Here is an 18,115-nt window from a genome sequence, read left to right as displayed (position 1 = left end):
GCGACGACGGTGGCGACGGCGCTGAGGGCGAAGAAGGGGAGCTTTTCGAGCCAGGGACGCGGGGTGCGCCAGCCGGCGGGGCCGCCGAGACGGCGGAGCGGGTAGACGTCGAGGACGAGGAGGGTGACGGGCAGGGTGACGGCGATGGACTTGGACAGCACGGCGGCAGCAAAGCACGCCAGCGTCAGGCCGTACCAGAGGGGGGGGAGGCGCAGCCGCAGGCGAGCCGACCAACTCACGTGGGGGAGGCGCAGCCGCAGGCGAGCCGAGCAACTCACGTGGCGGCGGGGCCGCGCGGCGGGGGCGTGGTCGAAGGCTTTGAGGTAGCAGAGAAGAGCCAGGACGTAGAAGAGCCCGGAGACGACGTCGCGGCGCTCGGTCGCCCAGGCGACGGATTCAACCCGAAGCGGGTGGACCGCGAAGAACAGGGCGGAGGCCGCGGCGCTCAGCGTGATTTCCAGCCTGGGAGTTTCGCGCGGCAGCGCCCGCTCGAGGAGCCGACAGGCGAGCGCGTAGAACGCCACCGCGGTCGCAGTGTGGAAGAGGAGGCTCGTCAGGTGGTAGCCACGCGGGTCCATCCTCCAGAGCGCGTGGTCGAGACCGAGCGTGAGCCACGTGACGGGGATCCAGTGGCCCATGTGGACGGTTGTCGCCATCCACCGGAGCTGGGTCGAGCCCAGCCCGCGGTAGTCGGGGTTGTTAAGGAAATTGCGGGCGTCGTCCCAGACGAACCCGTTCTGGAGGGCTGGAAGGAAGGCGACCAGGGTCAGCGCCGCGATGAAGACGCCCCACGCCGCGCGCAAGGAGTAGGCGCCGCCCTCGCCGCCCGGACTCCGGTCGGCCGCGGTCAGGGCTTGCGGATGGGGACCAGGTCGACGTGGACGCGCTGGGGCATCGCGCTATTCGACACCAGCGTCAGCGTGCGCGGCAGATGCCCGGGCGCGGAGATGTCCACCCTATAGGCGCGTGCGCCAAACACTGCCAATCCGCGGTTGGCGATCTCCAGAGCCGTGCCGAGCAGCGCGCCGTTGAGGCGCACCTCGGCGTACAACGGCAGAGCTTCGATGGTTACGAGCGCGTCGATCGGATCGTCGATGCTGTCCTTCCCGCCCCAGAACGCCCATGCCGGGCCGCCCGCGAGCCCGCCCAACAGCACCAGCAATGCCACCACGATGCGAAGCTTCATGATCCCCTCCCGGTTCCGGATTGTGGACCGCAGATATAACCCGCCTAGCCTACACGAAACCGCCCGTTTCCAGTAGAAGCCCGCTAGGGGGCTCGGTGCTCTCTCAGAAAAGCCCCGACGGCGGCGTTGTACTCACCGGGGACGATGCTGGGGGCCAGGTGGCCTCCCGTTCCGAGCACGACGAGCCTGGCGCCGGGGATCTTGCCTGCCAGCTCGTCGGAATAGAAGCGCGGGGTCAGCATGTCGTCGGCCGCCACCACCACCAGGGTCGGAGCGCCGATCTCGCCCAGGCGATCCCGGCGGTCGAAGCGCACGATGGCGTCGATGCGGCTCGCCATCACCTCGACGGGCGCCTGCGCGGCGGCCTGCCGGCGGTGCTGCTCTTTGAGCAGGGCGTCGTTGGCGCTGACCCACCAGCCCGGCGCCACGAAGAGCGCCGAGGCACGCAGATAGCTTTCCACGCCGCACTCGAGCAGCATCTGCTTGCGCGCCTCGAAGCAGCGGCGGAAGTATGGGTCGCGCCCGGCCCACGTGGCGGAGAGCACCAGGCTCAGGATGCGGTCAGGGTGTTCCTGCGCCAGGACCTGTCCCATGGCGCCGCCCGTCGAATGCCCCACGTAGTGCGCGACCTCGATGCCGAGCCGGTCCATGAGCCGCAGGACGTCGCCCGCCATCTGCTCGACGGAGTACTCGATCCGCGAGTGCGTGCTCTGCCCGGCGCCGCGGTGGTCATGCGTGATGACGCGGAAGTCGCGCGCGAAGTCGGCGACCTGCGGCGCCCAGAAGGACCCGAGTCCCGACAGCCCCGGCACGAGGAGCAGCGGCGGGCCGCTCCCCTGCTCGTCGTAGTGGATCTCGGCGTCGCCGATCGAGACGCGCGGCACTAGCGCACCGTGTCGTTCATGCCACCGTGTCGTTCATACCAAGGCCGCGCTCGATCGCCACCACGTCCGTGGGCCGCTCGAAGGGCGCGGGGGGCGCCTGGCCGGCCGCGCGCGGCCGCCCGATCGCCTCGAAGAACTTCTCGAGCCCGGGCGGCGTCACGACCCAGAGCATCACGAGGTCCTCTGCCCCCTCGTTGATGATCTCGTGCTTGACGTCGTAGCCGAGGAAGCACGCGGTGCCGGGCACGAGCGCGTGCGTGTTGCCGTCCACGACCACGCTGCCGCGGCCGCGGAAGCAGATCTGCAGCTCCACCTGGTCGCCGTGCGAGTGCTCCCGGATGCGCCCGCCGGACGCGATGCTCTGAAAGCCCATGGAGAGACCGTCGAAACCGGTGCTGCCGGGGAAGAGCGCGGGATCGGCGTGGCCGTTGGCGTGAACGGGCTGCCAGTACGAGGGGCCCTGGCCCGGCTGGACGACGACGGCACGGCCGCGAATCGACTCGGGTGAGCTCATGAGCCTCCCAAGCCTACACAAAATCTTCCGGCGGCGGTAGCCGGATTCATACCGGGGGCGTTACGGCTTCCGTCCCGAGGCGACTCTGGCCGCGCAGGGCACGCGAAAGCCGCCCTCGGCGGCGTAAGGCACCACGAGGCGGTCGAAGGCGGCGCGGATCCTCCGCTGCATCGCCGGCGCCTGGCCGAGAATGCTGGCCGAGGCCCGCGCGAGACTGCCAAGACCACCTCGCCACCACGCCTCGGCGTTCGGGACAGGATGCACCCACGTCACCTCGCCGGCCGCGACGTCGACGAACCCTGCGCCGCTGAGAAGCGACAGGAGCTCCGCCTCGTCGGAGAAGCGGAACACGGCAGGGCCCGCGGGCAAATCCAGCGGCGGCGGGGCTTCAGCCCGGCTCACGGCGTCGAAGAACACGCCGTTCACGCGGTTCCGCGCGGGAACTTCCCACCATGTGACCGCGGCCATTCCGCCGCGCGCGAGGACGCGCGCGAACTCCGCGACGGCGCGCTCCGGCCTCGGGAAGTGGCCGACGCCGAAGTTGCTGACGACCGCGTCGAAGGCGCCCGCGTCGAAAGGCAGCGCCTCCGCATCGGCCTCGCGGAACTCGACCCCCGGATGAAGGCTCGCGGCGAGGGCGACCATCCTCGGCGAGAGGTCGACGGCCACGACGCTCTGCGCTCCGCGGGCGGCTGCAGCCGCGGCGACGCCGCCCGGGCCGGTCGCGACGTCGAGAACGCGACAGCCCGAGCGCACGCCCGCGGCGTCGAGCAGCGCCGCGACCGCGCCGCCGGTCACCGGCTCGAAGAAGTCGTGGTAGCCGTCGGCAACCCGGTCGTGCGCGGCGCGCTCGAAGTCCCTGAACGCTTCAGTATCCATAGGGCTCCGAGAGCATAGGTTTCGGCGTTCGTCGGGTCAATGGCCCCGCCGCTCCTTGACCCCTTCGCCCGCGGGCGCTACGCTCGGCCGGCCCTTCCGTCCCGTCGCTAATCGGCCCGGCTGCAGGGAGACGCGAGCATGCGGTGGAGCGCGACCGTCCTAGTCCTTACCCTCGCGACGGACGTCGTCCCGGCGGCGGCGCCCGCGGCTGAGTGCGCGGCGCCCAAGGCCGTCGTGACCACCGCGGTCGGCATGAAGTACTGCGCGGATCCCGCCTTCGACGCCGTCATCGCGACCCAGGCCCAGCGCGCCCGCCAGGACGCCCGCGCGCAGCGGCGGGCCGGCAAGCTCATCGTCTACGCGAGCACGCCGATCAGCCCGCGAGGCGGCGGGCATGTCGAGACAAACCTGGAGATCGCCGCGTCGGTCAAGAGGAGGCTCGAGAAGGCGTACGGCGGCGCGGTGTGGGTGCTGGACCCGGGCCGGTACCAGATGCCCGACGTGGGCAGCAAATCTCCGGGCGGCACGGACTACATGGTGATGTGGACGGCCGTGCTCGCGGGGGAGGACAGTATGGGCCGCGACTTCGACATGGTCCACTTCACCGGCCCGAACGACATGCGCGCATTCTTCGGCTGCCTGCGCGTCGACGTCACCGGGTGCATCGACCGCTGGCTCAGCGCCCGCGCGGGCGGTGACGAAAAGCTGCGCGCGGGCATCGCCGCGGACTCCGCGCGCCGGCAGGCCTTCGTCCGCTACCACGCGCTCAGGGCCTCGAGCGCGTATTCGAGCGGCGCCCACGACGAGTGGAGCATCTTCGTCAGGATCAACCGCAAACGCCCGCTGGGCGAGCAGGTCGCGGTGTTCTTCGACGGACGCCCGGCCTCGCCGCCGGAGACTGAGGTGATGGCTGAGTCGCACTGGGAGTCGCACCGAACCCGGGACCTCCCCCGGGCAAGCCCGGTTCCATCGGCCCGGCCAAAGCCACGCGTAGGCGCCCCGATGTGACTCCCTCGCTCCCCGTGACCGGCCATGCCTGATTCAATTGAATCTCCCCCGGGCAAGCCTGAGGCTCCCTAGGGCTACCCGATGCACGTAGGTCCCGAAATCTCCGCGCCGCGATCCCAAGACCAGGACCCGTCAACGAAGCCGCCCAGCAAGAGGAAGGCGATCGTGCTGTCAGCCGTCGGCACCCCGTAAGGGCCGGGCGAACGAAAGGGCGTGGCCGTCGGGGTCGGTCAGGTGAAAGTAGCGTTCGCCCCACGGCGCGTCCCGGGGGGGCGCCTCCGGCGTGAACCCCTGAGCCAGGACATATGCGTACATGACGTCAACATCGTCGACGTAAAAAATGACGCGCACCCTCCCCGTCGAAGGCGGTTGATCATCGGCTCTCGCAAGGTTCAGGTATCCCGTCCCGATCCGGAACGATGTGAAGGCGTCTATCTCGCCCCCGGAGGATATCGAAAATCCGAGTGCCTCATAGAACCGCACGGATCGCGCCATATCGCGCGTGGCAAGCGTGACGGCACTGATCGAGCGGATCTCCGGCACCCCGCCCCCCATCACTGGACTTCCCGGCGCTCCCGCACAGGAATTTCTGAAGGCCGTATCAGCACGGCGGTTTCCCTCCATCCCGGACAGGACCGTCAGACGTACGGCCAATCGGCGCTGCGCTCATGATCCCGCCTCCGGGCAGTTCGTCGCATCGAGGTAGCCTAGATACGCCTCATTCAGCCTGAGGGCGATAACCCGTGCCTCCGCCAGCTCGCTCTCCGTAGCATCGCGCAATGGACCCTCCGCTTTGCCCCGATGTCGGCCTTGGCGAAGAGGCTCGGCGTTAGCGAGACGCCCCAACCTCGACCAACTCCTCGAGCTGATACCGAGCACGGACCGCGCTTCAGTTTCCCCTTCGAAGCGTCTCGTAAGTGCGTCACGAATCTCGAAGAGGTGGACCAACTCGTTGTCAGGGTCTCTTACCGCTGCGTGGTAGCTGCGCAGCAGCGAGGCGAGCACCGCGTCTTTCGCACGGTACTTTTCGACGAGTTCTGCCAGGTCCCCTTTGCGATGTACGCGCTCGCGCCGCGTATCCATCAAGACGTTATCGTCTTTGTCCCTGACTTGGATGTCGAGGGTTTCACCAGACAACTTAATTTCGCCGGACTCCGGCTCTATGAATCTGTCCCTTCGCCCATCCGGGTGCAATCGGGTCATGGTGGGGCCGGACAATTGGTAGGGCCGATGGGTTAACACCTGCACGCCAAGGAACCGGTCACTCAATGCCTCGTGGAGGGATTGGCGAATAGACGAATCGCTATCGAAGACGGAAGAGTCAACTCGTGCCTCAACCTTGCCGTCTGCAATGGTCATCCCGTAAGCCTCGCGCGTCATATGAACCGGCTCTTCGAAATAGCCCGGAGGCGAGAAGGTCCACTCTGGAATGACAATGACGCTCAAGGCGCGGCTACTTGACGAATTCCTCGGTCTGGTGAGTTTCGCGACGCTCGGGGCTCACGCGGTCACTGGCCCTATAACGTGAAAGCCCGAAAAGCCGCCTTTCATCGAGTCTTCCCCATCGCGACGGCGGTGGCGCCATCAAAGGGGTCTCGCATCCCTTCCTGTATACTCCGGCCCGGCGTGGTGCAACGGGGAGATTCGCCCTGCTCCCTCGTCCTCGGGACGGAGGCGGCATGGAGGCACCGGACTCCCCGAAGCCCGACGCCGCCTCAGCGAGAAAATCGTCGGCGATGCTCGACGATGGCGCCGTACGGCAGCACGCGTAGCAGTTCCTCGACGGTCGTGGTGCCCGCCACCAGCCGCTCGTGGGCATCCTGAGCCATGGTGCACGTAGTGCGCTGTGCGCTCTCGCATATTTCGTCGAAGGGTGCCTGCCTGGTGATGAGCCCCGCGTCTTGCTCGTCGGGCATCCAGAGATCGGCGACCATCATCCGGCCTTTGTAGCCGCTGAAGCCGCAGTCGGCACACCCCACCCCTCGGAAGAGCTTCACGTGGGTCGGCACGGTCTCGAAGAACTCGTTGAGCACTTCAGGCGATGGCGCGTATTCCTGCCGGCAGGATGGGCAGATCCGGCGAACGAGTCGCTGCGACATGACTCCGATGAGCGACGAGCCGATGAGCGAAGACTCGATCTTGAGATCGAGCAGCCGCGGGAGCGCAGCAATCGCGCTGTTGGTGTGCAGCGTGCTGAGGAGGAGGTGCCCGGTCTGGGCGGCGCGGAAGGCCATCTCCGCGGTTTCCTGGTCACGAATCTCGCCAACCATGATGATTTCCGGGTCATGCCGGAGAAACGCCCGGAGATACCCAGCGAACGTGTTGCCGATCTCGTCGTTGACTTCCGATTGGCTCAGTTCGTCGTAGACGTACTCCACCGGGTCCTCCGCGGTGAGGATGCGGATCTCCGGGCGGTGAAGGTTCATCAAACAGGCGTAGAGTGTCGTCGATTTGCCGGACCCGGTGGGCCCGGTGACCAGGAAGATGCCGGTGGTGCGCTGGAGCAGCTCGTCGAGACGGGATGAGACGACGGGCGACAGATCGAGCTCGGCAATGGAGCGCGGCGCCCGCGCTCGATCCAGAATCCGGATGACGACGCTCTCGCCCGAGTAGCTCGGGATGACCGAGACGCGCAGGTCGATCGTGACCGTGCTCGCGCCGCGGTTGACCGACACCTGGAAGCTGCCGTCTTGCGGGCGACGCCGCTCGGCGATGTCGAGCTTGGAGAGAATCCTGATTCGCGACGTGATCTCGCGCATGTTCTGATCGAGATTGTCCTGCAGCCTCCCAAAGTGCGCCTGACGCAGGACACCGTCGACCCGGTAACGCACGTGCAGCCCCGACGGCAACATCTCCAGATGGATGTCACTGCAGCGGCTTTCGAGCGCGCGAAAGAGGATCTGCCGAAAGAGCTCATCCGCGCGCCGGGTTGCCTGTTCGTCGCCGGTGGCCGACGAACCCCGGCCCACGTCGGAAGGAGGGTCCACCGGCGTAATCAGATGGGCGTCAAGTGTCCCGGGCGCTTCCGGCGCCGCTTCATAGAGGCGCCGGAACGCCCGCTGGATCGCCCGGCTCGAGGACGTGACAACGGTGATGCCGAAGCTCGTGAGCCGCATCAGCTCATCGATCACGGCTCCGTCCGTCGGATCGTCCATGGCGACGGTCAGCGTCCGGCCGACTTGGGCGATCGGCAGCACCGAATGGCGCCGCGCGTAGCTCCGGTTGATCACGCGGGCAAGCCGGCGATCGATCGTCACCTTTTCGAGGTCGATAAAGGGCACGTTGAGCTGCTTGCTCAGCGCCTGCCGCATGGTGTCGTCCGTGACGTAGTTGAGCTTGACCAGCACCGCGCCGAGCGGAAGCTGCAGACTCCCCTGCTGGGCCAGGGCATGCTCGAGCTGCTGCTCGGTGATCGCCTGGTTGGCGAGAAGAATCTCGCCCAACCGGCAACGCCCGGTCGGAGCCCCGAGCGCGGCTTCAGACGCCCGTTTGGGGCTCCCCGCGGTCCTCGGCCCTACGTCTGCGAAGGGCATGCCGAGAGTGGGGACGTCACGGGGTGTCCGAGCGGGTCGTCCGGTCCGCCGGCCGTCGAGCGGATCGCGTCGGAGCCGCAAATACCGATGATCGTCTCTTTGCGGTGGTGCATTCCTCGATCTTCTCGATGAGCTCCGTGATGCCGAAGGGCTTCGCGATGACCGGCCATCCCGTGTCCCGGAGACTGGACATCTCGAATCCCGTCATGAGCAAGACCTTCACCTTGGGGCGAAGGTCGAGCACACGTCGAGCGAGCTTTCGACCGTCCATCAACGGCATGACCACGTCCACGAGCAGGAGATCAATGTTACCCGGCCGGTGCCTGGCCAGCCGGATCGCTTCGACCGGATCGTCAGTGAAGAGGACAAGATATTCCGCGGACCCGAGAATGTCCCGCGTCAACGGGCCTACGCTGGGATCATCGTCGACAACCAGGATCGTGAGAACACGCAGCGCCGGCGAGTGCTTGTCATTGCCTGGGAGAAGGACGGCGGGCGTCTTCTTGAGGAAGAGGAAGATTGAACCGTCGTCATCCGTTCGCCATACGATCGCTCGGGCGTCGACGGGGCACCCCTGGGGCGGGTTGAGATGCAGCGTCACAAGCGAAGCGTCTTCCAGCCGCTCCCCGAGGCGCACCTTGACGCCGAATTGACTCACGTCAATCGTCTCGCCGTGAAGCACCCGATCGTCCAGCTCCACGACCACCGGCCAGTTGACCTTGGTCCGTGGGCGTCGACGCGACTCCGGCCGCCGCAATTTGACGCGCATGATAGGTCCCCGGCCGTGAATGTGTAGCAAGCGACGTACCGTCGTCGCCGGATGATGGACATGCCACAAAATCCGCTACTTGTGGAGCACTCAAGGCTGCCGCCACACTTTTGTATGGCGCTTGTCGTCACATCACCGACGGATTTTGGAGAGTCAGGAGGATGGATGGTCACGCTTGCCGTCGCCCGGTGGTGCTGCTCCCGGGACGGATACCTCAGCGCGCCTAGGGGATGGCCCTGACGCCGCCCGGATTGTCGAGGGAGGAGAGATCGCCCGGATCCTTGCCGAGGTGGGTCGCGCGGATCACCCGGCGCATGATCTTGGCGCTGCGGGTCTTGGGCAGGTCGGCCGCGAAGAGCACGCGCTCGGGCTTGAGCGCCTTGCCCATTTGATGCGCGACGAGGTCCGAGATCTCCGCGCGCAGCGTTTCGCTGGGCGCAATGCCGGGGCGCAGCACGGCGAAGCAGACCACGGCCTCGCCCTTGATCTCGTGGGGCACGCCGATCGCCGCAGCCTCGGCCACCGCCGGATGGCTCACCAGCACCGACTCGACCTCCGCCGGTCCTCCGGCTGAGAACCTGAGTCACCTCACGCGGTCTACCACAGTCCGTACAGTCCGCCCAGTGCTAAGACCAACACCAGCGCCCAGAACGCCCAGAATCCAATCAAGGGCCACCGCCCGAACCTTCTCAGACCCGTCGGTGGCTTTGGCCGGCGACACATCAGCCCGGCAACCACCTAGGAGCCAGACGAACGACGAGGCCGAAGACCGCCGGAGCTTGGCAAAGAAGATCGACCACCACCTAAGCCGACGAACGCGCGCGCCTGTGCCCCAAACATCAGCCCCGGCCCACGAGCTTCCTTCTGGCCGATGTGATCCGCGAATACCTGAATGCCTCGAAGGGCTATAAGCGCTCCCACAAGGACGATGCGCGCTATGGGGCCATGTGGACCGAGCGCTTCCCCGGTCGCACCTTGGAGGACGTGACGCCGGCCGATCTTGAGCGCGTCAAGACGGAGCGGCTGGAGAATGTGAGCGCGGCCACGGTGAACCGGGAACTCGCCTTCCTCAAGCACGTCTACAACGTCGCCATCCGGGACGGTAAGACTGAGCGCAATCCCTTCGCGCGGATCAAGCTGCTCCGGGAGCCGAGCGGCCGGGTCCGCTACCTGACAGACGAAGAAGAGCCCCGGCTATTGGATGCGCTCGCTACTGACGAGGACCGCCAACGGGTCCTTCTTCTGCTCCATACGGGTCTCCGCAAAAGCGAGTTTCTAAGGCTTCGCTGGCGGGACGTGGATTTCAAGGCCGGCGGCCTGACCATTCCCCGGTCCAAAAACGGTGAGCGCCGCCACGTACCCATGACTTCCTCGGTCCGCGCGATCCTTGCCCGACGGCCACGATCCCTGGACGGGGCAGCCCTGGTCTTCCCCAACAGCGTCGGAGGCCCCCATGACCGCCGCTGGGCCGAGAAAGCCTTTCTAGAGGCCGCCAGAGCCGCCAGGATCGACAATTTCCGACTGCATGATTCCCCGGGGTCACACCTTCGCCTCTCGCCTCACTATGGAGGGCGTGGACCTCTTGACGATCAAGGAGCTTGGCGGCTGGCGGTCCCTCTCCAGGGTCTCGCGCTACGCCCACCTGTCGCCCTCGCACCGGAGCCAGGCTATCGAGCGCCTGGTCACCCGCGCGACGACGGGCGAAGACGCGCCGGTAGCCGGAGCGCAGTAGCACCATGATTGGCACCGGAAAGGAGGCTCGGAAAGAGGATGGGCGGGAAGTATGCGAAATGTGTGGAGCCGGGGGCGGGAGTTGAACCCGCGACCTACTGATTACGAATCAGTTGCTCTACCACTGAGCTACCCCGGCGTGTCCTGGCAACATCCTCGAGCGGCACAGGCGAGTATAGCAAAACCCTACTCACGCACCAGCGCCTCGATCTCGTCGCGGTGCCCGCCGAAGCCGAGAAACACGCGCTCGTCGATCACGATCGTGGGCACCGCGAGCCGGCCCGCCAGGCGGAACACTTCGGCGCTGGCTTCGGGGTCGCGGCCCACGTCGCGCACGTCCACGGCCGCGCCGCGCGACTGGAAGAACGCCAGCGCGGCTTCGCCGTCGGCATTGCCCTCCATGGTAAACAGCAGCACCTTCTTCACGGCGCCCCAAACATACCACCGCGCGCCCGAGTGCGGGTGGGCCGCGCTTGACCGCCCGCAGCGGCTCTGCTAGCATCCGCCGCTGCGTATGGCCATGGCATTTCTTCTCTCATGACTCGCGCGGATCTCATCGCGTCGATGGCGGCCGAGAGCGGCTGGACCAAGGCCGCCTCGGACCGGGCGCTGCGCGCGCTTCTCGCGTCGATCCGTACCTCGCTCAAGCGCGGGCAGCCCGTCACCCTGGTGGGCTTCGGCACGTTCTCCGTCGGCCGCCGCAAGGCGCGCAAGGGCAAGAACCCGCGCACGGGCAAGCCCATGAACGTCGCGGGTGGGCGGACACCCAGGTTCAAGCCTTCTCCCGAGCTCAAGCGGGCTATCCGGTAGGCTTTTTGCTTGGCCGGGACCCTCGGCTCCCGTACAATTACGTCAGTGCGCCTCCTCGTCGTGATTTTCTCTGCGGCCCTGCTCACCGCAGCCCCAGCCTGGGCCCAGGGTGATCGGCCTATGCACCTGAGCGCGGAGTCCGCCCTCCTGCTCGCCCCTGACGGTACGGTGCTCTTCGCCAAGAACCCGTCAGAGGACCATGCGCCGGCGAGCCTGGTGAAGCTCATGACGCTCTACCTCGCCTGCGAGGATCTGGAGGCGGGGCGCGCGAAGTGGGACGAGCCCGTGACCATCAGCCGGCGCGCCGCCGAGACCCCGCGCTATCGCATGGGACTCCGCGCCGGCGAGGATGTGCCCTTCCGCACGCTGCTCGAAGGCGTGGCCATCGCCTCGGCCAATGACGCCGCGACGGCGGTGGCCGAGCACCTCGGCGGCACCGAGGAGGCCTTCGTCGAGCGGATGAACGCCAAGGCCGCCCTCCTGGGCCTGGCCTCCACGCATTTCGCCAACGCCCACGGCCTGCCCGACCCCGGCGGGCGGAGCACCGCGCAGGACATGGCGCGGCTGATCGGCCACGTCGTCCAGGACTACCCCGCTTCGCGGCCCCTCTTGGGCGGAGCCAGCTTCATCTACCGCGGCCGCGTGCACAGCCGGCGCATCCCCCTCTTCCAGGATCCGGGCGGCGTGCAGGCGCTCAAGACGGGCTTCACGCGCGAGGCGGGCTACAACCTCGCCATCGCGGCGTGGCGGGCGGGCCAGCGCTTTCTCCTGATCGTGCTGGGCTCACAGACGCGGAGCCTGTCATTCCGCGACGCCCAGCAGCTCCTGCGCTACGGCTTTGCCGAGGCCGGCATCGAATCCGTCGAGGCGCCGCGTCGGCCAGCGCCGCCGCCGACGCGTCGGCCGACAGAGCGCCGGCGTCACGCCGCCTTCGCCGTCGGCCACCCCGCCTCGTCCCCAGACCGCTAGCCCGCGGGCTGCGGCAAGGAGATCCCCCGTGGCCAGACCCAAGGCCTTCGTCTTCGACGCCTACGGCACGCTCTTCGACGTCCACTCGGTGGTCGAGGCCGGGCGCGCCGTGACCGGCGATCCGCAGGCGCTCTCGGCGCTCTGGCGCCAGAAACAGCTCGAGTACACGTGGCTCCGGGCGCTCATGGGGCGCTACGAGGACTTCTGGGCTGTGACAGAAGCCGCGCTGCGCTGGGCGCTCGGGCGCCTCGGCATACGGGCCGGCGAGACTGAGATCGCCCGGCTGATGGAGGCGTATCTCTCGCTTGCGACCTTCCCCGAGGTCTCGGGCGCGCTCGCCGCGATGGCGGGCACGCCGCTCGGCATTCTCTCGAACGGGTCGCCCAAGATGCTGGCCGCGGCGGTTCGCTCGAGCGGCCTCGAAGGCCGGCTCGCCCACGTCCTGTCGGTTGACGCCGTCAGGACCTACAAGCCGTCGCCGGCCGTCTACGAGCTGGGGACGCGGGCCTTCGGGCTTCCGGCGGGGGACATCCTCTTCGTGTCGTCCAACGGCTGGGACGTGGCGGGCGCCAAGGCCTTCGGCTACCGCGTCTGCTGGTGCAACCGCCTGGGAGCGCCGAGGGAGAACCTCGGCGTCACGCCCGATCTCGAGGTGTCGCGCCTCGACGAAATCCTCCCGGCTCTAGCCGATTAGGCTGCTGACAAACTCCCAGGCTGCTCAAAAAGGTCCAGATGCGAGGCGGCGCCCGAGAGCCGCACGCGAGGCGTAGTCTCTCTACGTTGAGCGTGCGGCCGAGGGCGCCAACGAAGCAGATGGGCCTTTTCCAGCAGCCTGGGCTAGGCGAGAAACTCGTTCGGCTTGTCGAAGACGCCGAGGACGATGCAGCCGTCGGGGCTCCACGCGTCGTGGACCGAGCCGGCCCGGCGCCACACGTAGTTGCCGGCCGTGCAGGCGCCGTCTTCGTCTACGAGCGTGCCCTCGAGGACAAAGCTCTGTTCGATGCCGACGTGGCGGTGGCTGGGCAGCCGCGCGCCGGGCTCCATCCTGGTCAGGCTCGTCATCCGCCCAGAGGGGTCCTCGTAGAGCTTCTTCGTGTACACGCCCGGGAAGCGCGTTGGCTCCCACTCGATCTTTGAGACGTCCATGTAGGTGGACCGCGTCGTCTCTTTGAGGATCATCTCGGCGTCCCTCCCGGCGCGGGCATACGAGCCGCCGGCGCCGCCGCGTAGGGTTCATCGCTCGGGCCGCGGGCCGGCCTTCGCATTCGGAAGCCGCAAGGGGTGGCCCTCACCGGGGCCGGTGTGGTCGGGGGCGGAGGGTAAGTCAAGAAGACCGGAGCGTCCTGGAGGCGCCGGGCAGGCTCAGGACGATCCGGCCGAGTCGCAGCGGGTCTACTTCTTGGCGAGTTTCCTCCGCTTCACGTACGCCCAAATCTTCTTCGTCATCTCGGAGGGGCCGATAGGCGCCCCGCCCATTACCGACTCCATGCTGTCCGTGCATCCCTTGAAGTTGATCGAGTAGCCGCCAAACGGCTTTTTCTTCGCCATGCTCTTCGCCATACGCTCTGTCCTCCCTCGAGTGGGTTTGGGATTCGCCGCCCGGCGCCTCCCGATAGGGCTGAGGGTATTATCGCCAGGCTACGAGGGAGCGCAAGCGAAAAATACAACCCCTAGGGGGGGCCCTACGAGGGGACGACTACCCGGTGGGGGTATACCCCCAGGGGGTGTCCCCCACGCCACCAGCACGCGGAAGGACACGCTGCAGGCCGCTCAAAAGGGTCCAGATGCGAGGCGGCTCCCCGCTGTTCGAGTTGAGCGACGGCCTGTGCCGTCGTGAGACGAGGGCTGGGTTGATTCCGCACGCGAGGCGTACGACTGTCTCAGCCCTCGCCTCGGGGCTCCGCCCCTCAGCTCGAACGGCCACGAGCGGGCGGCCGAGGGCGCCCCAAGAGTCTTCATGCTAAATGGCGCAGATGGGCCCTTTTCAGCGGCCTGCAAAGGCGGGCATGACGTCGCGGGCAAACCAGGAAAGCTGTTCCTTGAATTCCTTGGGTGGCATGCCTTCGGCCCAGTGGATCATCATGTGCTCGAGCCCGGGATATCGCGCCTCGAACTCGCGGATCTGCTCGATCACGAGCGCGGGCGGCCCGCAGAGCCAGGCCTTCTGCGCCACGCCCTCGCGAATACTCGGCGCGCGCGCGGGCGCGCCCGGCATGCCCCACGAGCGGCCCTCCTCGTCCGCGTAGCGCACGAAGCCGAAGGGCGCGAACCACTTGTAGCGCTCGTCGTGATAGGGCTCGACGCGCGCGACCGCCGCCTCGACGGTCTCGGCCAGGTAGAGGCCCACGCCCCAGCAGATGTCCTGACCGAGCGCCAGCTTCCGGCCGGCCTTGGCCGCTTCGGATTGGTAGGCGCGCACGACCTGGTCGAAGATGCGCTCGCCGTTGAGCGTGACCATGCCCTTGATGCCGCGCTGGGCGATGTAGGGCAGCGTCTTGCCGCTGGCGATCGGCTGCCAGATCTCGACCGGCAGGTGGACGGGGCGCGGCACGACGGTGATGTCGGTCAGCTGGTAGCCGCGATACTCCACGGGCGCGGGGATCGTGTAGTGCTTGCCCTTGAATGCCCAGGACTCCTCGTTGAAGCACTTGAGGAGCACCTCCATCTGCTCCTCGAAGAGCTCCTGGTTCGCCTTGTTGTCGAGCATGGGCGCGCCGAAGGTCTCGACCTCGCGCGTGTGGTAGCCGCGGCCGACGCCCATGATCACGCGCCCGCCCGTCATGATGTCGGCCTGGGCGTAGTCCTCCGCGAGCCGGATCGGGTGCCACATCGGCAGCACGTTGAAGGCGCAGCCGAACTTGAGCGCCCTGGTCTGCGTGGCGAGCCAGGTGCCGAGCAGGATCAGGTTCGGGAAGACCTCGTAGCCCTCGCGCTGGAAGTGGTGCTCGGCCGTCCAGAGCGCGTAGTAGCCCAGCTCGTCCATGTGCTGGGCGACTTCCTTCGCCGTCTGGAAGGCCTCGGCCAGCCGCTCGTTGGAATAGCGGCGCTCGTTGGCCGGCGTGCCGTGCAGCCCGACGTTGTCGAGCTCGATCTGGCCGACATACAGGACCGAGAACTTGGTGATCATTTCGCCCTCCAGCCCCCGTCCACGACGAGGCTGTGGCCGGTGATGTATCCCGCCTCGTCCGACGCCAAGTATCGCACCGCCGAGGCGATCTCCTCGGCGGCGCCGCGGCGCCCCGCCGGCACCACCGCGCGGACCTGCTCGTCGTTCACCGCGATGCCGCGACCGCTCATGTCCGGGATGTCGGGGCCGAGGATCTGCTGCGAGTGCCGGCGCAGATTGGTCAGGATGGGCCCCGGGCACACCGCGTTGATGGTAATGCCGCGGGACGAGTACGTGACGGCCATCTGGCGGGTGAGACCCACCACGCCGTGCTTGGCGGCGACGTAGGCCGCGCCGCCGCCGGTGCCGTTGAGACCCGCGACCGAGGCCATGTTGATGATGCGCCCCCGGCCGCGCGGCAGCATCTCGGCAAGCGCGCGCTTGCAGCCGAAGAACACGCCGGTGAGGTCGATGTCGATCACGCGGCGCCAGACGGCTTCGTCCATCTCGTCGACGTTGAAGTAGCCGTCGAGGACACCCGCGTTGTTGACCATGATCTCGAGCGGGCCGAGCGCCTTGACCGCCCCGTCGACGGCGCGGTCCACGTCGGCCGCCTTGCTCGTGTCGGCCTGGAAGGCCTTGGCCTTGCCGCCCGCCTTGGCGATGAGCGCCACCGTCTCCTCGGCCGAGGCCCCGTCGAGGTCCACCGCCCCGATGGCGGCCCCCACCTCCGCCAGCGCCTGGGCGATCGCGCGGCCCAGCCCCGAGCCTGCTCCCGTCACCACCGCCATCCTGTCGTTCAGTGCCATCGTAGACTTAGCTCCCCTCACCCTGCCTCTCCCCAGAGGGGAGAGGAGAAGTTGTGCGCACCCTCCGCTCCCCCCTCTCCCTCAGTGAGGGAGAGGGCAGGGTGAGGGTGCAGTCGTTAAATGGCCAAGGCGTAGCCGTCGCGCCGCGGATCCGCGCCGGCCATCCACGCCCCGGACTCGGGGTCGCGCGCTATCCCCTGGCCGCCGCCGACGACCCAGGACCAGTCGTCGAGCACGTTGATGACGTGCCCGCGCTTGCGAAGGTCTTCGCGCGTAGATTCCGGAATGCGTGATTCGACGTCGACAAGCCGGTCGCGGTAGACCCGCACGCGCGGCTGCTCGATCGCCTCCTGGATGTTGAAGCCGAACTCGAGAAGATTGAGCAGCATCTGGGGCTGGGTCTGGAGGATGCCGTAGGAGCCCGGCGTGCCGACGCTGAACGCGAAGGCGCCGTCCTTGAAGACCTGGGTCGGCGACATCATGGTGCCGGCCTTGCGTCCCGGCTTCACCACGTTTGGCGAGGCGGGGTCGAGGTCCATCCACTTGAGGATGTTGTTCAGGACCAGGCCCGTGCCCGGCACGGCGAAGCCGGAGCCGAAGGGAACGCCGAGCGTCTGCGTGACAGAGACGACCGTGCCGTCCGCATCCGCGCAGGCGAAGTGCGTCGTCTGCTCGTTGGCGAACTTGGCCGGATGCCCCTCCGCGATCTGTTCCGCCAGCTTCTCCCGGTTGTGCCGCTCGCCCTCGCTCACGGCCGCCCGTGCCGAGTCGATGCGCGCCCGCTGGGAGGCGGCATAGGCCTTCGAGAGCAGCCCCTTGATGGGCGTCTCGCCCGAATACGCGTACGCGAGGCGGTCGGCCGAGCCCAGCTTGATGGCCTCGATCAGGTGGTGGAGGTAGTTCGCGGAGTTGTGGCCCCAGCCGGCGACGTCGTAGCCCTCGAGGATGTTGAACGTCTCGAGCATCTGGAACGCGGAGAACGGCGGCGGCACCGAGAAGAGCTCCGCGCCGCGGTACGTGATGCGCAGGGGCTCGCGCCACTCGACCTTGAACGCTGCCAAGTCGGCCTCGGTGAGCCAGCCGCCCGCCTCGGTAACCGCGCGCGCTATGACGCGCGCGATGGGCCCGCGGTAGAAAGCCTCTGCCCCGCCCTCGACGACCTGGCGCAACGTCCCTGCCAGCTCCTTGTAGGTCGCGACCTTGCCGGGGCGGGGACCGCCGTTGCCCAAATAGAGCCGCTGCGCCTCGGCCGAGCGGCCGAGCTGCGGGCGCGCCTGCTCGATGAAACGGCTGCTCATCCACGTCAGCGGCACGCCGCCCTCGGCCCACTCGATGGCCGGGGCGAAGACCTTCGCGCGCGGCATGCTGCCGAAGCGCTCGAGGGCCGCGAGCCAGCCGCCGAGGTTGCCCGGCGTCGCGCACGACTTGGGACCGCCCGCCAGGTCGTCCTCGACGAGCCCCGCCGGGCCGGCCGCCGCCGGTGCTAAGCCGATGAAGTCGAGCACGTGACGCTCGCTGCCGCCGCGGCGGGAGACGAACATGAGCCCTATTCCTGCTGCGCTCGACATGAACGGCTCGACCACGTTGAGCGTCGAGCCGACGGCGACGGCGGCGTCCACGGCGTTGCCGCCGTCGAGGAGGATGCGGATGCCCGCCATGGACGCGAGCGGGTGGGCCGAGGCGACGGCCCCCCTCTTGCCCATGACGGCGGGGCGATACGCGTGACGATGAGGTGGCATGGATCCTCCAGGCGCGATTGATCGCACTCTAACCTGCTCTTCCAAGTAACATCATCACGCGGGTGAACCGGCAGGGGGTGAGACGTCCGCGGTTTTGGTGAGGGTGTAGCCGAGTTCCTGGGCCCGGCGCATGAGCTGGGAGACGACACGGCTCTGGTAGCGGCGCTCGTAGTAATCC

At 67.8% G+C, this 18,115-nt stretch carries 20 protein-coding genes, 1 tRNA gene and 1 pseudogene; 5 read left to right on the top strand and 17 right to left on the bottom strand.

Annotated elements, in window-relative coordinates:
- From Q7W02_25645 to Q7W02_25625, 5 genes are all read right to left on the bottom strand, one after another.
- A partial coding sequence (locus tag Q7W02_25645; protein MDO8479515.1) for a hypothetical protein occupies positions 1 to 803 on the bottom strand: 803 nt, incomplete at its 3' end.
- A gap of 44 nt (positions 804 to 847) precedes the next feature.
- On the bottom strand, positions 848 to 1,186 hold the full coding sequence (locus Q7W02_25640) for a hypothetical protein (protein MDO8479514.1): 339 nt from the start codon (positions 1,184 to 1,186) through the stop codon (positions 848 to 850).
- An 83-nt stretch (positions 1,187 to 1,269) separates the two neighbouring features.
- Positions 1,270 to 2,070 carry an alpha/beta fold hydrolase gene (locus Q7W02_25635; protein MDO8479513.1) on the bottom strand — a complete coding sequence of 267 codons (801 nt, stop codon included), beginning with the start codon at positions 2,068 to 2,070 and terminating at the stop codon, positions 1,270 to 1,272.
- 16 nt (positions 2,071 to 2,086) lie between these two features.
- Entirely contained in the window at positions 2,087 to 2,584 is a 498-nt protein-coding gene (locus Q7W02_25630; protein MDO8479512.1) for a cupin domain-containing protein, read from the bottom strand.
- 60 nt (positions 2,585 to 2,644) lie between these two features.
- Positions 2,645 to 3,463, bottom strand: coding sequence for a methyltransferase domain-containing protein (locus Q7W02_25625; protein MDO8479511.1), 819 nt, complete (start codon positions 3,461 to 3,463; stop codon positions 2,645 to 2,647).
- A gap of 138 nt (positions 3,464 to 3,601) precedes the next feature.
- Between Q7W02_25625 and Q7W02_25620 the strand changes: the two genes are divergently transcribed.
- The gene (locus Q7W02_25620; GenBank protein ID MDO8479510.1) at positions 3,602 to 4,471 is read left to right on the top strand and encodes a hypothetical protein; all 870 of its coding nucleotides are present in this window, start codon (positions 3,602 to 3,604) and stop codon (positions 4,469 to 4,471) included.
- 171 nt (positions 4,472 to 4,642) lie between these two features.
- Here the strand turns inward: Q7W02_25620 and Q7W02_25615 are convergent, their stop codons facing one another.
- The 5 genes and pseudogenes from Q7W02_25615 to Q7W02_25595 all read right to left on the bottom strand — a co-directional run bounded on the left by Q7W02_25615 (position 4,643) and on the right by Q7W02_25595 (position 9,338).
- The gene (locus Q7W02_25615) at positions 4,643 to 5,014 is read right to left on the bottom strand and encodes a VOC family protein (GenBank protein MDO8479509.1); all 372 of its coding nucleotides are present in this window, start codon (positions 5,012 to 5,014) and stop codon (positions 4,643 to 4,645) included.
- A gap of 123 nt (positions 5,015 to 5,137) precedes the next feature.
- On the bottom strand, positions 5,138 to 5,917 hold the full coding sequence (locus tag Q7W02_25610; protein MDO8479508.1) for a hypothetical protein: 780 nt from the start codon (positions 5,915 to 5,917) through the stop codon (positions 5,138 to 5,140).
- 269 nt (positions 5,918 to 6,186) lie between these two features.
- Positions 6,187 to 7,914, bottom strand: coding sequence for a GspE/PulE family protein (locus tag Q7W02_25605; protein ID MDO8479507.1), 1,728 nt, complete (start codon positions 7,912 to 7,914; stop codon positions 6,187 to 6,189).
- A 106-nt stretch (positions 7,915 to 8,020) separates the two neighbouring features.
- Positions 8,021 to 8,773, bottom strand: a complete 753-nt coding sequence (locus Q7W02_25600; protein ID MDO8479506.1) for a response regulator — start codon at positions 8,771 to 8,773, stop codon at positions 8,021 to 8,023.
- Positions 8,774 to 8,996: 223 nt separating this feature from the next.
- Positions 8,997 to 9,338 (bottom strand): annotated as a pseudogene (locus Q7W02_25595) (AMP-dependent synthetase).
- Positions 9,339 to 10,298: 960 nt separating this feature from the next.
- Here Q7W02_25595 and Q7W02_25590 point away from each other — a divergent pair.
- Entirely contained in the window at positions 10,299 to 10,505 is a 207-nt protein-coding gene (locus Q7W02_25590) for a tyrosine-type recombinase/integrase (protein MDO8479505.1), read from the top strand.
- 63 nt (positions 10,506 to 10,568) lie between these two features.
- Here Q7W02_25590 and Q7W02_25585 read toward each other — a convergent pair.
- A tRNA-Thr gene (locus tag Q7W02_25585) sits at positions 10,569 to 10,643 on the bottom strand.
- Between the two features lie 47 nt (positions 10,644 to 10,690).
- Positions 10,691 to 10,930: a glutaredoxin family protein gene (locus Q7W02_25580; protein MDO8479504.1), complete on the bottom strand. Its 240-nt coding sequence runs from the start codon at positions 10,928 to 10,930 to the stop codon at positions 10,691 to 10,693.
- A 111-nt stretch (positions 10,931 to 11,041) separates the two neighbouring features.
- Here Q7W02_25580 and Q7W02_25575 point away from each other — a divergent pair, with 111 nt between their 5' ends.
- From Q7W02_25575 to Q7W02_25565, 3 genes are all read left to right on the top strand, one after another.
- On the top strand, positions 11,042 to 11,314 hold the full coding sequence (locus Q7W02_25575) for an HU family DNA-binding protein (protein MDO8479503.1): 273 nt from the start codon (positions 11,042 to 11,044) through the stop codon (positions 11,312 to 11,314).
- A 120-nt stretch (positions 11,315 to 11,434) separates the two neighbouring features.
- Positions 11,435 to 12,283, top strand: a complete 849-nt coding sequence (locus Q7W02_25570; protein ID MDO8479502.1) for a D-alanyl-D-alanine carboxypeptidase family protein — start codon at positions 11,435 to 11,437, stop codon at positions 12,281 to 12,283.
- 28 nt (positions 12,284 to 12,311) lie between these two features.
- Positions 12,312 to 12,977 (top strand): haloacid dehalogenase type II, encoded by a 666-nt coding sequence (locus Q7W02_25565; protein MDO8479501.1) that lies wholly within the window; start codon positions 12,312 to 12,314, stop codon positions 12,975 to 12,977.
- Between the two features lie 143 nt (positions 12,978 to 13,120).
- Here Q7W02_25565 and Q7W02_25560 read toward each other — a convergent pair whose 3' ends face one another.
- The 5 genes from Q7W02_25560 to Q7W02_25540 form a co-directional block, all read right to left on the bottom strand.
- Positions 13,121 to 13,462, bottom strand: coding sequence for a cupin domain-containing protein (locus Q7W02_25560; protein ID MDO8479500.1), 342 nt, complete (start codon positions 13,460 to 13,462; stop codon positions 13,121 to 13,123).
- 213 nt (positions 13,463 to 13,675) lie between these two features.
- On the bottom strand, positions 13,676 to 13,843 hold the full coding sequence (locus tag Q7W02_25555) for a hypothetical protein (GenBank protein MDO8479499.1): 168 nt from the start codon (positions 13,841 to 13,843) through the stop codon (positions 13,676 to 13,678).
- Positions 13,844 to 14,267: 424 nt separating this feature from the next.
- The gene (locus Q7W02_25550; protein MDO8479498.1) at positions 14,268 to 15,410 is read right to left on the bottom strand and encodes an LLM class flavin-dependent oxidoreductase; all 1,143 of its coding nucleotides are present in this window, start codon (positions 15,408 to 15,410) and stop codon (positions 14,268 to 14,270) included.
- Positions 15,407 to 16,198: an SDR family NAD(P)-dependent oxidoreductase gene (locus tag Q7W02_25545; GenBank protein MDO8479497.1), complete on the bottom strand. Its 792-nt coding sequence runs from the start codon at positions 16,196 to 16,198 to the stop codon at positions 15,407 to 15,409. Before Q7W02_25545 ends, Q7W02_25550 begins: the two co-directional genes overlap by 4 nt.
- A gap of 116 nt (positions 16,199 to 16,314) precedes the next feature.
- Positions 16,315 to 17,937 carry a gamma-glutamyltransferase family protein gene (locus Q7W02_25540; GenBank protein ID MDO8479496.1) on the bottom strand — a complete coding sequence of 541 codons (1,623 nt, stop codon included), beginning with the start codon at positions 17,935 to 17,937 and terminating at the stop codon, positions 16,315 to 16,317.
- Between the last annotated feature and the right edge of the window lie 178 nt (positions 17,938 to 18,115).

Source organism: Candidatus Rokuibacteriota bacterium, assembly GCA_030647435.1.
Lineage (GTDB): Bacteria > Methylomirabilota > Methylomirabilia > Rokubacteriales > CSP1-6 > AR37.
Note: the sequence above shows the minus strand (reverse complement) of the source record. Positions and strands in the feature narration are given on the sequence as shown.